Source organism: Eubacterium sp. BIOML-A2, assembly GCF_009680135.1.
In the GTDB taxonomy this organism is placed as follows: domain Bacteria; phylum Bacillota; class Clostridia; order Lachnospirales; family Lachnospiraceae; genus Faecalicatena; species Faecalicatena contortus_B.
This window is the reverse complement of sequence record NZ_WKZK01000002.1, coordinates 128,228-142,417: the sequence shown is the minus strand read 5'-3', so window position 1 is coordinate 142,417 and position 14,190 is coordinate 128,228. Positions and strand designations below refer to the sequence as shown.

The 14,190-nt window shown below is 48.4% G+C and carries 16 protein-coding genes; 11 read left to right on the top strand and 5 right to left on the bottom strand.

Translation table 11 applies throughout. The annotated features are described in order from the left end of the window. Positions 1 to 3 precede the first annotated feature (3 nt). Positions 4 to 204, top strand: a complete 201-nt coding sequence (locus tag GKG43_RS01385; RefSeq protein ID WP_003505023.1) for a transposon-transfer assisting family protein — start codon at positions 4 to 6, stop codon at positions 202 to 204. Between the two features lie 328 nt (positions 205 to 532). On the opposite strand, the gene GKG43_RS01380 is transcribed toward GKG43_RS01385, so the two are convergent. From GKG43_RS01380 to mobC, 5 genes are all read right to left on the bottom strand, one after another. Beyond that, entirely contained in the window at positions 533 to 865 is a 333-nt protein-coding gene (locus GKG43_RS01380; RefSeq protein ID WP_117441019.1) for a DUF6050 family protein, read from the bottom strand. A gap of 69 nt (positions 866 to 934) precedes the next feature. After that, positions 935 to 1,573, bottom strand: coding sequence for a class I SAM-dependent methyltransferase (locus GKG43_RS01375; RefSeq protein WP_003505027.1), 639 nt, complete (start codon positions 1,571 to 1,573; stop codon positions 935 to 937). 280 nt (positions 1,574 to 1,853) lie between these two features. Further along, positions 1,854 to 2,207: a cysteine-rich VLP domain-containing protein gene (locus tag GKG43_RS01370; RefSeq protein WP_044911538.1), complete on the bottom strand. Its 354-nt coding sequence runs from the start codon at positions 2,205 to 2,207 to the stop codon at positions 1,854 to 1,856. Further along, positions 2,204 to 3,538, bottom strand: coding sequence for a relaxase/mobilization nuclease domain-containing protein (locus GKG43_RS01365; protein ID WP_003505032.1), 1,335 nt, complete (start codon positions 3,536 to 3,538; stop codon positions 2,204 to 2,206). The genes GKG43_RS01370 and GKG43_RS01365 overlap by 4 nt, the downstream gene beginning before the upstream one ends. Further along, entirely contained in the window at positions 3,505 to 3,828 is a 324-nt protein-coding gene (gene mobC / locus GKG43_RS01360) for a plasmid mobilization relaxosome protein MobC (RefSeq protein ID WP_003505034.1), read from the bottom strand. The genes GKG43_RS01365 and mobC overlap by 34 nt, the downstream gene beginning before the upstream one ends. A gap of 659 nt (positions 3,829 to 4,487) precedes the next feature. Between mobC and GKG43_RS01355 the strand changes: the two genes are divergently transcribed. The 10 genes from GKG43_RS01355 (at position 4,488) to GKG43_RS01305 (ending at position 14,132) form a co-directional block, all read left to right on the top strand. Further along, positions 4,488 to 5,438, top strand: coding sequence for an AraC family transcriptional regulator (locus tag GKG43_RS01355; protein ID WP_003505037.1), 951 nt, complete (start codon positions 4,488 to 4,490; stop codon positions 5,436 to 5,438). Between the two features lie 132 nt (positions 5,439 to 5,570). Next, a complete protein-coding gene (locus tag GKG43_RS01350) occupies positions 5,571 to 6,182 on the top strand; it encodes an MptD family putative ECF transporter S component (RefSeq protein WP_003505039.1) in 612 nt (203 codons plus the stop codon). Beyond that, positions 6,182 to 6,877, top strand: a complete 696-nt coding sequence (locus GKG43_RS01345) for an energy-coupling factor transporter transmembrane component T (RefSeq protein WP_330641620.1) — start codon at positions 6,182 to 6,184, stop codon at positions 6,875 to 6,877. Before GKG43_RS01350 ends, GKG43_RS01345 begins: the two co-directional genes overlap by 1 nt. Before the next feature lie 10 nt (positions 6,878 to 6,887). Further along, positions 6,888 to 8,366, top strand: a complete 1,479-nt coding sequence (locus GKG43_RS01340; RefSeq protein ID WP_117441017.1) for an ABC transporter ATP-binding protein — start codon at positions 6,888 to 6,890, stop codon at positions 8,364 to 8,366. Between the two features lie 2 nt (positions 8,367 to 8,368). After that, positions 8,369 to 10,183 carry an ABC transporter ATP-binding protein gene (locus GKG43_RS01335; protein ID WP_003505046.1) on the top strand — a complete coding sequence of 605 codons (1,815 nt, stop codon included), beginning with the start codon at positions 8,369 to 8,371 and terminating at the stop codon, positions 10,181 to 10,183. Positions 10,184 to 10,186: 3 nt separating this feature from the next. Beyond that, complete coding sequence (locus GKG43_RS01330; RefSeq protein WP_003505048.1) at positions 10,187 to 11,920, top strand: ABC transporter ATP-binding protein; 1,734 nt, start codon at positions 10,187 to 10,189, stop codon at positions 11,918 to 11,920. 21 nt (positions 11,921 to 11,941) lie between these two features. Further along, positions 11,942 to 12,304 carry a metal-dependent transcriptional regulator gene (locus tag GKG43_RS01325; RefSeq protein ID WP_003505050.1) on the top strand — a complete coding sequence of 121 codons (363 nt, stop codon included), beginning with the start codon at positions 11,942 to 11,944 and terminating at the stop codon, positions 12,302 to 12,304. A gap of 514 nt (positions 12,305 to 12,818) precedes the next feature. Beyond that, complete coding sequence (locus tag GKG43_RS01320) at positions 12,819 to 13,262, top strand: sigma-70 family RNA polymerase sigma factor (RefSeq protein WP_044911539.1); 444 nt, start codon at positions 12,819 to 12,821, stop codon at positions 13,260 to 13,262. Continuing rightward, on the top strand, positions 13,259 to 13,498 hold the full coding sequence (locus tag GKG43_RS01315; protein WP_003505055.1) for a helix-turn-helix domain-containing protein: 240 nt from the start codon (positions 13,259 to 13,261) through the stop codon (positions 13,496 to 13,498). The genes GKG43_RS01320 and GKG43_RS01315 overlap by 4 nt, the downstream gene beginning before the upstream one ends. A 430-nt stretch (positions 13,499 to 13,928) precedes the next feature. After that, positions 13,929 to 14,132 carry an excisionase gene (locus GKG43_RS01305; RefSeq protein WP_129878395.1) on the top strand — a complete coding sequence of 68 codons (204 nt, stop codon included), beginning with the start codon at positions 13,929 to 13,931 and terminating at the stop codon, positions 14,130 to 14,132. The last annotated feature ends 58 nt before the right edge of the window (positions 14,133 to 14,190 follow it).

Here is a 14,190-nt window from a genome sequence, read left to right as displayed (position 1 = left end):
GGAATGTATTTCACCGTGGAAGAAGAAAACCTGATTTGTATGTATCATAAGAGTGACCGGCGCAGGACATCGGGAGCCATCCGGGCCACCCTGTCGGATATGAGCGAGGATATGGCGGCGCTGGCCCGTCAGGCCCTTGATAAGCTGGACGCTATGGGCGATGCCGACTTTGAAGCGCAGCCGTTCCATTTCACAGACGAATAACCCAAGCAGGCAAAAGCGCCGGACGCGGGGGGCTATATGTCCCTTGCGTCCGGCGCTTTTTTCGTGTTATACAAATCCATAGCATTTTCATAGTCAAATGTGACCTTTAGCCGTCACGCAGACTTATTCGCCTTGACGAATCATTGGCTGGCGTTCGATTTGCTGCTTTTTTGTAGTAGAAAAAGTAAATGGCTTTCCTGGGGGAAACGATATTAACACTCAGCCATACCTCCAACCAAGGGAAGCGGCCCCGATATTTCAGGGTTTCTCCCCTTTACTTTTTCTACACACACCTCCCAACATTTCAGGACACAACTGGAAATCCAAATCAATTCGTGAGCAATCGGTAAATAGTCAGAGGAATATACCATACAGCAACCACCAGACGCCAGGTCAGGATGACCCCGCCGATCAGGCCGCCTATTATAAAGTTCACAGCAATCATACCAACCGTGCCGCCTAAGTCATATCCATGGGGAACCAGCCAAACAAACATCCGCCGAATCCCAAAGGGAATCCCGCAACAGAGCCAGACATAAAAATATTCCGTTTCGCCGTTTTTGGTAAAGACCGACTTGAAAATCAAAAACAGGAACAGTGCGATTATCAGGGGCAAAACCGTGTGTTTCAACAAATCTTTCCAAATCTCTCCGCGTGTCATTCTATCCCTCCATCATGTGTTGTAAGTAAGAAATCTCTATGAATCCGCATTTTGAATCGGCGGTTCCGCTTACCGTGCTTTCTCCGCCAGGAGACAAATCCAGTGTTGTTTCCGATTTATATGTGCGGCTATCTGGGAAAAGCCTGCATCTTTTAAGTATTGCGTCAACTGTTCCTGAGTAAAAATACGCATTCCGTCGATAATGTCAGTCCATTTTTCGTCTGCCTGTTTCGTCCCGTCCGATTCATTCACAATCATAAATGTCCCGCCCGGTTTAAGTACCCGCCAGACTTCTTGAAAGCTCTCCACCGGCCCCGGCCAGAAATAGACCGTTTCAAAGGCTGTGATCACATCAAATGTCGCCGCTTCAAAAGGGAGACGAGACACATCCCCCTGCACAACGTTACATCTCCCAGACTGCACCTCATGCCGGTTGAACTGCTTTGTTTTATCACAAGCGACCTTGGAATAATCCAGGGCGGTGACCGTTGCAGCAGGAAAACGCTTTAAAAGCGCTGCGGTATTGCGTCCTCCGCCACATCCGAAATCTGCGATCATAGAATGAGACGCCTTCTGTACGACTGGAAAATAGGAAAGCCCCCAATCGGAAACAGCAGCATGGCCCTGATTCATACCTCTGACCATCATTTTTCCCATCCAGCCGTTCGGCTTTCTGGTGTTGTTAAAAAACTGTTTGAGAATCCCCATGGAATAACCTCCTTGCTCTTACTGAGTTCGCATTAACTAACTGATTTTATTATATAGGAACTCACTTGAAAAATCTACTGATTTTTCAAGGATATATGATTGTGGGGAAAGCCATAGGAAAAAGAAACAGAATGGCAACGCAGAAATGAGAGCGGGATATCGGTATCACTTTGTAGAAAAAGTAAATGCCGCTTCCAGGAGAAAAGGTATTAACATACGACCACCCCTCTGACCAAAGGAAAAAGCCCTGATATTTCAGGGCCTTTTCCCATTACTTTTTCTACGCATGCTCCCGGTGTTTCCTCGCCCACAGCTTCTTGCTCTGCCGTTTGCGTTTCTTGGCACAGTCTGGACAGTAAAGGCAGTTGGGCCGCCTGGGAGAAAACAGCGTCCCGCACTCCCGGCAGCGCAACGCCTGGCTCCGCTCCATTAGTTCGGCATAAAGCGCCGCGTCCAGCGGGAGGACGGCGGCCTTGAACCACCGGCACAGCAGCGAATAGGAAATGCTCTGCACACAGACACATTCCTCCCCATCGTCCAGCAGGAGGCAGTTCCCGTCACAGTAATTGCAGCACTCATGCGTTAGCCGTCGGGACTTGCGGTATTGGCTGTAATTCATTCTTGGTCGCTTCATCGTTCCTGTGTATGCTCCTTTCCCGGTGTCACCCACAAAATGCCATCCACATTCTGCTTTATAATGCCGTATTCTTTCAGCTCTTTCTTTACCTCGTTATACTGTTCTGACAGCCGTTCCCGTTCTCCGTCCAGCTTTTTATATTCGGTTTTGAGCGCGTACAGGTTGGGGAGCTTCTTCACCCCGGCCTCTTTGAGCGCCTTTGCCGCAGCTTCATACAAAATAAGCTGGCTCTCATGCTCTCGCCGGAACGCGGCCTTGTCTTTGGCCTGCCGCAGTTCCAGCGCCACGGGCCGCAGTTGCTTGTAGGTAGAAATATGCTTTATCAGCAGCGCCATGTCCCCAAGGCGGCGCTCCACCGCTTTCAGGGCAGCGGCGGCTTCGTCGTTGGCCGCGCTGATCTCGTTCAGCCTGCTTTCCAAACCCTCGTAGCTCTCAATCTGATGTTCCGTCAGGAAATTTAAGGCTTTAGCGGCCTGCTTCAAGTTGTGGACTTTCGCCCAACGCGCATAGCCCGCCGACTGCTGGGCCTTGATACTGTCCTCCAAGGCGATCCGCAGGGAGATTTCCCCGGCACTTCTTCTGCGCGGCCCCCGGTCGATGGCAATGCCCCTGATCCGCTGGGTGATCCGTTCCTCGGTGTAATCCTCCCCCAAGGTTTTGCAGCGGGTAAAGCGTTCCTGTCCGGGGGTGCGGAATGAAATGAATTTCCCGTGCTTAATCTCGTAGCCCTGCGCCTCCATGAGCCGTAAGAGGCCGTCAAAATCTCTGGCCTGCGGGATTGCCGCGTCAATGGCAATTTTCAGCTTTGCTTTCCAGCTCTTGCCCTTGCGCTGGGCGTCCCATTCGGCATAGCTCTTTCCCTTGTCCTTGCCCGGCTTCACCACGGACAAGCCGTTTTCCCTGCACAGCCGGTCACTGGTACGCCGGATATAGGCGTAGCTCTGCTTATTGGAAATGTACTTGCGCTGGTTTGCCATATCCACTGCGCAGAAAATGATGTGGTTATGCAGGTGGCCCTTGTCTATGTGGGTGGTTATCACATAGGGATATTTCCCGCCCAGCACTTCATCGGCAAGCTGCCGCCCGATTTCGTGGACCTGCTCCGGCGTGGTTTCGCCCGGCTCAAAGGCTTGTATCAGGTGGTGGGCCAGATTGTTGCCTTTCTTAAACGCCTGATCTAACAGCATTTGAAATTCAATGTCCGCCGTTTCATAGGAACAGCCGTAGGAGGAAACAAACATCTTATCGTCGGTCTTGTCCGGGTTCTCGATATAGTCCAGCGCCTTTTTCAGATTTACCTTGATAGGATGTATCTTTGTAATTGCCATATCTGGGCCAGCGCCCCCTTGATGTCCTCCACGTCCTGCGCGTACACAGCCCCGGTACTGTTGATACGCCGTGCAATCTGGTTGACGTTGACGCCGATTTTTTGCAGCTCCGCAGTCTGCGCCCGGATGTCGCTGGTGTCCACATGGACAATATAGCCGTCAATCAGCATTTTCCGGGCGTAGGCTGAAAAATTCCTTGTGCCGAGCTGGGCCATCTTCGCTTGAATGAGCGCCCTTTCCTCCGGCGTCACGGGGACGCGCAGCACAAACTTCCGTTTTCGATTTGCCATTTCCTCACCGTCCTTTCATTCAGGGGTTTGGGGATTTCCCCAACAAGCAACCGGCTCCGGCCCGCAGGGAGGGATGGGGCCGATGTTCGGGAGTGTGGCTACACTCCCTATGCTTGCTGCTGTTTTTCTTTTCCTCCACTCCTAATACTCTGAAAAGCTTTCAAACTACCCGCAAAATAGCGCTTTGGAAAGAAAAATTTGCAAAAAAATAAGAGGCCTTTTTGTGGCCTCCACAACACACAGAATAGAGAATATTATTTTGTGTACTGGTCAATAATTGTGCTGATAAACTGTGAAAAATGATATTCACTTTGTGTGCCTTCCTCTATCTGTTGGTTAAGAGAAAAATTTTCAGTTCCTAGGCTCTTTCGGTTTGTTCTATATTGTGTTGACATTACTCTTATATCTGATCAGGCTTCATGGTCTGCATATAGCGTTGTTTTCAGAGTTTATTAGCACAGAGGCTTTTGAACGGCTCTAGGCTGCCTGCCCTCATCAAGAAACAATAACATAATTTGCCCGTGCAGCAACGGACAAAGCGTCTTCGCTTCCTCTACCAATACTGTTATCTGCAAGTCTTACTTTGGCTTTATCTTGACTGCTTCCTTCAAATGGCATATTATAGTTAGAAGTGGCTAACCAAAAGGAGGGCTATTCTGATGACCCAACATCATGGCTTAGAATGGTATGGTGAAGGTGCGACATTCGCTGAAGTGTGCAATGATTACACGAAAGTTGAATACAAGTGCAATGGAATAGGGGTTCTATATGATTATGCGCTGTTCCTTGGTATTGATTTGATCTTTATGGACTTTAATTGTACAGACACCTTCCGTGAACCCATTCCAAATAAAAATATCATTGAAATTCGTCATTACCAAAAGGGGCGCGTTGAATTTGAACTAAGAAATAATAAGGTTTTTCATATGAAAGAAGGAGAATTATGTATCAATGCTCTTGCTAATATTCCTGCGGCCTATTCTTTTCCCTTTGGATATAGCGTAGGACTAAGCTGTGTGATTGATAAGGATTCTGTCGATGCGGAAACGCAACAGATTTTTTCGTACTACAACATTGATGTTCTAAATCTGGGACGAGAACTGGAATTAGAAAAAAAGTGGTTTTTATGTCGAACGCCTCAGCGTCTGTTACATATCTTCGATGAATTGTACGCGGCAAAAGGTATTGAAGGGAGAAATTACTTCCGTATCAAATTATTGGAACTATTTTACCATATCAAACAGCTGCGGATTGAAGATCAGTATGAGGCAACGTATTATGCCAAAGAACAAATTGAAATCATCAAACGCATCCGCCAACAGCTCATAGAAAACCTCGACAAAAAAATATCCATAGAAGAACTTTTGCGAAAGGAGCCAATGAGCAAGGTCACATTTCAAGCTATTTTCAAACAGATTTATGGCGATACGCCCTATGCACATATCAAAAAGTATAAAATGAATCTTGCGGCTGTTTATTTGCAGGAAACAGATCAATCAATCACGCAAATAGCCGGTGAACTTGGATATTCAAATATTAGTAAATTTGCGCGAGCCTTTCAAGAAGTGTTTGGAATGCTTCCAAAGGATTACCGTAAAGCAAAAAAGTGATTTAACTTTTGGGCTGTTTTCTTGATTTACTTTTCCCTTTGGAGTAGTTAGAGACTGCAAACCGGTGTAGAATGACAGTGTAGTTAGTTATTGCTAACTACACTGTCATTTTATTTTAAGGAGGTTTCAAAGATGGAACAAACGGTGAAGAAAAAGTTTGGCATTCGCGATATTATGACGATTGCCGCAATGATGGTCATCAATTTTGCTATTGCAATGATAATTGGTATGGTTACATTGCCTTTTCCGGTAGTATATTTGTACGGCTCTGCCGGAATTGATGCATTTATCGGCGCAATCTTTTATCTGGTTGCAGCAAACCGCGTCAACAAACACGGACTGTTGTTTGCATGGGCTGCGGTTTATGGGGTGATTCAAGGAGTTATGGGTTATATGTTCTTGATTCCCTATTTCTTGATTGTAGCTCTCGTTGCCGAACTGTGCATGGTTGGCAAGAATACATACCAAAGTGCGGTTCGTAACCGAATTGGCTGGATGGTCAACTCAATCGGTAATTTTGTAGGTTGTGCCGTACCGTTGTGGTGGTCCTGGGACAGTTATCAGGAAATGGCTGCAAACAGTGGTTTTGATGCCAACACCTTAAATATGCAGCTCTCTATGGTAACGTCTCCTGCGCTGATGCTTTTGGGCGTTGTTATTACTGCGGTTCTTGCAATCCTCGGCACGTTGTTTGGCCAGCGTCTGCTCAGAAAGCATTTCCAAAAGGCAGGCATTGTAGGATGATGGCCGTATCAAAAAGCAGACGGATTGATCGAATTGACGGGCGCACAGTTCTTTTCCTGACGCTGTGCGCTTGTCTTGTTACTTTCCTTACAACAAGTTTTTTAGGACATGGAATTTTTACCCTTTGGATTTGTTTGATCCTGTGCTGGTTTGGTTTGTTTCGTCAGGCGATTGGGTGCTTTTCAATTTATATGGTTGCACTTGTATGGCTACTGATTGAAATGAAATATAAAATCAGTGTCCCATCTCCACTGTTGCTCAGCATGGTTTACAAACTTTTGCTTCCGGCTATGCCTGCCTATCTTCTGGCTAAAATCCCCTCTGGGAAATTAACGGCCAGCTTGAGAAGAATGCCGATTTCTACCCATATCATGCTTGTATTGATCGTCATGCTCCGCTTTGCGCCGACTGTGCTGCATGAATTTGGAGAAGTCAGGGAAGCCATGAAAATTCGTGGCTTCTTAAAATCGGTCGGTAATGTTTTGAGGCATCCAATGGACACGTTGGAATACGCCATTGTTCCGATGGTGTTCCGCTCCTTAAAGATCGCGGACGAGTTAGCAGCTTCTGCCATAGTCAGGGGAATTGAAAGCCCCTACAAGAAAGAAAGCTACTATGTCAGCCGGATCGCTGTGCTGGATTGCGTTTTGATTGTTGTCAGCGTGGGAGCTGCCGTGTGCTGCTGTCTTTTATAGGAGGAATGGAATGGGAAAAGAAATTATGATCCGTGACCTGACCTTTTCCTATGGCGGGAACGGAAATCAACTGGAACATATATCATTAGACATTGCCGCCGGGGAGGTCATTGTTATGACCGGCCCATCGGGAAGTGGGAAAAGCTCTTTGACAAGAGTAATTAACGGCCTGATCCCCTACTTTTACGAGGGAGAATTAAGCGGTGAGGTTTTTGTGGATGGAAAACTGCTGAAAGAGATTCCTTCCTGGGAACGCGGCAAAATCGCAGGAAATGTATTTCAAGACCCGAGGAGCCAGTTTTTTGCCAATGAGGTCGCAGGCGAGATTGCTTTTGGCTGTGAGAACTACGGTTATTCCCATGAAGAAATTCAGAACCATGTTCACCGGGCAGCGGCGAACATCAAGATTCAGGATATTTTGGATCACAGCCTGCACAGCCTGTCCTATGGAATGCGTCAGAAGGTTGCGATTGCATCCGCAGAGGCGATTGATCCTGAAATCTATGTCATGGATGAACCGTCTGCCAATCTGGATATTGCATCTACCTACCGCTTTGCAGATATTATTCACGATTTGAAGAAGAAGGGAAAAACCATCATTATAGCGGAACACCGGCTTTATTATCTGATGGATCTGGCAGACCGTTTCCTGTGTGTCCAGAAAGGGAAAATTGTGCGGGAATTTACTGCACAGCAGATGAAAGCTCTGACTAATAAGGAAATCCAGGCGCTGGGGCTTCGAACTCCTAACCTGCATCAGATTGAGCAAACGGAAATCCCGTCTGCGGCAACCAGTGAGGTTGTTCTGGAAGTGAAAAAACTGAACCACTCTTTTGGTGAAACGATTGTATCTAAGGATATTGACTTTCAATGCCATAAGGGAGAAGCGATAGCCCTGATCGGCCCAAACGGGACGGGCAAAAGCACCATAGGGCGAATCTTGGCAGGGCTTTTGAAAGAGAAATCCGGCGAAGTCGTTTTATTCGGAAAGCATTGTAGACCGAAAGGCCGCTTGGGAAAGGTCTGGTATATTCCCCAGGATTTAGACAGTCAGCTATTCGGTGAGGATTTGCTTGACGAACTGACTACCGGCGCAGAAGTCAACCCGGAGCGGAAACAAGCGGCGGAAGAAATCCTGGAGGCCCTGGAACTGACGCCATTCATCAAACAGCATCCCTCTACGCTGTCAGGAGGGCAAAAGCAGCGGCTGGCTCTTGGCGTGGCTCTAATGCACGAAGCGCCGATTATCGTACTGGATGAACCGACAAGCGGGCTGGACGGTACGAATATGCGGAATGTCAGCCGGATGATCCGCAAGCTGGCGAAAATGGGGCGCACCATTATCGTCATTACCCATGACGCGGAGTGTGCGCTTGCCTGCTGTGAGCGGGCAATACGCCTGGAGAACGGCTGCATTACCGATGATTTTCAAATCAGAGGCGCAGAGCTTCTCTTAGACAAAATTGGATATGACAAAAAGGAGGGTTAGAAATGGCACAGCAAAACAAGAAGCAGCCGATAGCGAAAACCGGACTGGCACGCTGCCTGGAATTGGCTTCCGGCCATAAAGGGTTGGTGTTCCTGGCAGGGTTTTTGGCGGCGCTGGCTGCGATCTGTTCTTTTGTTCCGTACTTATCAATCTACTACATCATTCGGGAAATCCTGTTTGTTTACCCGGATATGTCGCTCTTGAATGTTTCCGCAATCTCGACCTGGGGATGGCTGGCCCTGGCTGGAATTTTGGGGAACATCGTATTTTACTTTTTTGCCCTGTTGTGTTCCCACGTTGCGGCGTTTGGAACGCTTTATGAATTGAAGGTGGCCTTTGCCGACCACATCATGCAGATTCCCCTTGGGTATCATCTGACCCTGGGCAGCGGCAAAATGAGAAAGATCATGGATGAAAACATTGAAAGTGTTGAGAAATTCATCGCTCACCAGCTCCCGGACTTTGTGGCCTCTTTGGTCGCGCCGCTTGTTCTGGTTATCATTCTTCTTGGAATTGACTGGCGGTATGGCGTGGTTTGTCTGGTCGGTATTGTTCTGGCCTTTATCGTGCAGTTTGCGGGCTTCAACGGAGAAGCAAAGGAAAAAATGCACCGTTTTCAGACCGCCCAGGAGAACATGAACAGCGCTTCTGTGGAATATGTACGTGGTATGTCGGAGATCAAAGCATTTAATCAGACCGCCGATTCCTTTAAGCGGTTGGGCAAATCCATTACAGACTATACCTCTTTTGTGTTGGAGTACGCATTGGGCTGGCAGAACTGTATGCCTGCTTTTACCACGATCATCAACAATATTTATCTGCTTTTGATTCCGGTGGGCATTCTGATCGGGATGCACACTACGGATTTCAGGGAGTATTCGCTGACATTTATTTTCTACCTGATTATTGTCCATGCGATTTCCGGTGTCCTGAATAAAATCATGTATATCTCTGAGTCCTTTACGCAGATTGACGGCAGCGTGGAGCGTATGGATGAAATCCTGCGTATCCCGGCCCTGCCCGAAAAGAGTACGGCGCAAGCAATCGAAAACTATGGGATTGCTTTCCGGGATGTCAGCTTTTCCTACGAAGCCGATTCCCAGGTCAAGGCCCTGTCTCATGTTTCTTTCTTTGCGGATCAGGGCAAGGTGACAGCCATTGTCGGCCCCTCCGGTGGCGGTAAAAGTACCATCGCCAGCCTAATCTCCCGGTTTTATGATGTGACGGACGGAAGTATTCAGATCGGCGGCGTTGACATTCGGGATATTCCTCTGGATGCGCTGATGGATAAGGTCAGCTTCGTATTTCAGGATACGTTCCTGTTCAAACAGAGCATCCTGGATAACATCCGTATGGGAAATCCAGATGCCACGGAAGAACAGGTGATTGCGGCGGCAAAGGCTGCAAGATGCCATGATTTTATTGAGCAGCTTCCAAACGGTTATCAGACTGTGATCGGCAGTACCGGCGTCCATCTCTCCGGTGGTGAGCGTCAGCGGATTGCCATTGCAAGGGCTATCGTAAAAGACGCGCCCATCATCGTTCTGGACGAGGCTACTGCGTTCAGTGACCCGGAGAACGAGTACCTGATTCAAAAAGCCTTTGAAAAGCTGATCCAAAATAAAACAGTTGTAATGATCGCCCATCGCCTGTCCACGATTCGTAATGCTGACCAGATACTTGTCATGGAAAAGGGCTGCCTGATTGAATCCGGCACCCATGACGAGCTGCTGAAGAAGGACGGAAAATACGCGCAGATGTGGAGCAGCTATACGGAGTCGATCAACTGGAAAATTGGCACAGGAAAGGCGGTGTGATCTATGAGTAAGCTGAAAGAAAAGTTAATGCTGTCGGAGAAAGGCTATTCCGACCTGAAAAAAGCAATTACGGCCTGCACAATAACCAATATCGCGTTATTGCTCCCATCAATGGTAGCCTGCCTGATCTTTTGGGAGCTGTTAAAGCCGTTTACGGGAGAAGCAATTTCGTGGGCCGCGTTGTGGAAGCTGCTGGGCCTGGGGCTGGTGGCGGCTATTCTGGTATTCCTGGCCGCGAAAAACGATTATAGGAAAACCTATATTGCTTCCTATAAGGAGGCCAGCACGACCAGACTTCGGATCGCGGAGCATCTTCGCAAGCTCCCCATGAGCTTCTTTAACACAAAAGATTTGTCCGATATTACCACCAACATGATGGCGGATTGCAGCAGCATGGAATCCATGCTCAGCAGTACCATCCCGCCGCTGATTGCAAATATCATCTCTGTTACCCTGACCTGCGTTTGTCTGGCATTTTTTGACTGGAGAATGGCCCTTGCGATTTTCTGCACAATGCCGGTTACATTCCTTATCATCTGGTGCGGGCGCAAGCTACAACTTCGTCTGTTTGACAAACAGGTGGATGTGAAACTGGAGGCGTCTAGCCAGATTCAGGAATACCTGGAAGGTATCAAAATCATCAAATCCTGTGGTCTTGGCGGTTCCCGCTTCGATGCGTTGGATAAAGCACTCCAGGCTATGAGAAAAATCGCCATCAAGGTAGAACTGGCCTCCGGTATTCTGGTTCAGGGAGCCAGCCTGATCCTGCAAGCAGGGCTTGGCATTACTATTTTCATTGGAACGGTGCTGATAACAAACGGTAAAATTGAACTGCTTTCTTTACTGGTTCTACTGATGTTCTCTACGCAAATTTACGGTCCGATCCTTGCCATTCTCTCGCAGTTGACCTCTCTGTTTCACTTGGGGACTGTTACCAACCGTATGCGTACCCTGCTGACCACGCCCGCCATGGAGGGCGAGGACAAGGATGTATCCAAATATGACATTGAACTGAAAAATGTCACTTTCGGATATAACCAGGACGATGTTATCAAGGATGTGTCTTTCTCTATTCCCGCTGGCAGCGTAACGGCTCTGGTAGGGCCTTCCGGCAGCGGCAAAAGCACGATTTCCAAACTGAACGCCCGTTTTTGGGATGTAAGAAAAGGCCAGATCACCATTGGCGGCATAGATGTCAGCACCATTGAACCGGAACACCTGATGCGCTGTATGTCCTTTGTATTCCAGGATGTGACCCTGTTCAATGATACTGTTTTTAACAATATCCGTGTAGGCAACATGAACGCTACCGAGGAGCAGGTCATGGCGGCGGCAAAGGCGGCATACTGTGACGAATTTATCCAGCGATTGCCAGACGGTTATCAGACTGTCCTTGGAGAGAACGGCAGCACTCTTTCCGGTGGTGAGCGTCAGCGGATTTCCATTGCCCGCGCGCTTTTGAAGGACGCACCTATTATTCTGCTTGATGAGGCAACAGCGTCCCTTGACCCAGAGAACGAGGTTTTGATTCAGCGTGCTATTGCAAAACTGGTAGAGGGTAAGACGGTTATTATGATTGCTCATCGGCTCCGCACTGTGGTGGATACTGACCAGATCATTGTCCTGGATAATGGTAAGTTGGTTGAGCAAGGCACTCATGAGGAACTAATGAAGAAGAACGGTCTATACCATAAGTTATTTCATATTCAGCAGGAAAGCCTTAGTTGGGCCGTATAATTTTTGTACTAGGAGGCTGAGATGAAACTTCATGCATCCGGGGAGGACTACTTGGAAGCTATCCTCGTTCTGCATAAGAGAATAGGCATGGTGCGTTCCGTAGATGTAGCCCGGCACATGGAGGTGTCAAAACCCAGCGTGTGCCATGCAGTAGGCATTTTGCGTGAGGGCGGCTTTCTGACAATGGATGAAGAACACTATCTGCATCTAACAGACATTGGTCGAGAAGTGGCCGTAAAAATCTATGAGCGCCATTGCTTTTTCATGGAACAGCTCATAGCCGCAGGCGTTGATCCTAAAATTGCAGAAGCCGATGCCTGTCGGTTGGAACACGTTATTAGTAGGGAATCTTTTGAACGGTTAAAAGAAACAGCCGACCAATAGGAAGTGAATCACACGAAACACGCTTCACCGCCCAATAGGCAAAGAAAAAACGTTGCAGGGACAGAGGCTTTCCTGCGCGTAAAATGGATTCCTTAATCTTCGGCGGTTCAAGACCAAGTCTGCCGTTTCTTCGCCTTCTATTGGAAATGGCGTCCTGACACTGGCGTGATTGGCGGCTCTAGGAGGAAGCTGTCATGTGTAGAACGGGAGAGCGACCACCGGAAATGGGAGTAGTACCGTTAAAAAAAGCCATCCCCCGGCCATTCGGAAATGCGGCCGGAACTATGCATTATACCATGCAGTAAAATATTTTACTATTTTTATGTTCGCCCGGAGGGTTTATGCCCTTCCGGGCGAATTTTGTTATTTCCTGCGTCCCGTACCACCGGCCCCACACTTTTTCAAAAAATGTTTAAAAAAGTGGCGTTTAGCGGGTAGCTGGTGGCCTTTCAAAAGTAACTTTGGCGGAAAGGGAGATAACCACCAAAATCACCCACAGAAAGGGGGTGAGAAGATGGATACAATCCCCCGCAATGACTTTATCCTACGGCACCGCTATGACGCATTTTGCAAGGCGGTACTCCGCAATGAGGCCAAAGATTATCTGCGTGAGATGGGACGGCAGCGCGACCGTGAAAAGTCGTTTGAATGCCTGACTCCGGAAGAACTGGAAAAGCTCTCCACGGTAGATTATTACCCCAGCGATAGCTACGTTTTTTCGTCGCATGGATATGATTTGCCCATTGACAACGAGCTTGTAGCCGAGGCATTCGCCAGCCTGCCACAACAGGAACAAAGCATTTTGATTTTGCACTGTGTTTTGGATTTGGCAGACGGAGAAATCGCAAGCCTCATGGGAATGTCCCGCAGCGCCGTACAGCGCCACAGGACAAGCACCCTGAAACAGTTGCGTTTGAAATTGATGGCGCTCATGCCAGAGGGAGGGAAACGCGGATGAAGGAACCCACATTCAACGGCAGAGAGCTTCTGCCCCTTTCGGTGATGGAAGCTGCCCACGCTGGGGACGCAATGGCTATGGAACAAGTGCTGCGGTACTATGCGGGCTACATAAACAAGCTCTGTACCCGCACCTTGTACGATAGCAGCGACATCCCTTATGTGTGCGTGGACGAGTATATGAAGCACCGTTTGGAACTCAAGCTCATTCATTCCATCATCGTTGCTTTGAAGTAACGGCCCGGCCACGGGAACGGAAATGTTTTACTCATCCCTTTCCGCATTTCCGCTGACCTGGTGGCTGATGGATGCACCTTGACAAATACGCCCGCAGGACAATGGCGGTGCGTCATAGGGCATACGGACACATTCTGTCTGCATCGAGCCGGACGGCGGTTGCGCCATGATGCTGATTTCTACGAAAACAGCGGAGCGATCACCACCCAGCCGCAACATAAGCGTGGCTGCTTATGGGCGACGACGTGTAGGCAGGACAATGATACTCCCTTACAGCCACAGTCCGAGCGTTAAAAGCGTCGCAGGCAATGGGTAGGGCCGCGTGAAAACCACGCGGGGGTGAAAGTCCCGTGGAGCTGGGCCGCCAGCCGTCCGTGTTTTGCCCACATTCACAAGAAACCTTTGTTTTAAACAGAAAGGGGGCCGCATTATGAGTAATAACGATGTGCCTATTTGGGAAAAGTATACGCTTACCATTGAGGAAGCGTCGAAATATTTTCGCATTGGAGAAAACAAGCTGCGGCGGCTTGCCGAGGAAAACCCATTCGCTGGCTGGGTGATTTTGAACGGCAACCGCATCCAGATCAAACGGCAAAAGTTTGAAAAAATCATTGATTCTCTGGACACAATCTAGTGAAAAAGAGCCTTGACTATGCTATAATATCCTTAGAGCGTGTCAAGGCTCTTTCCGT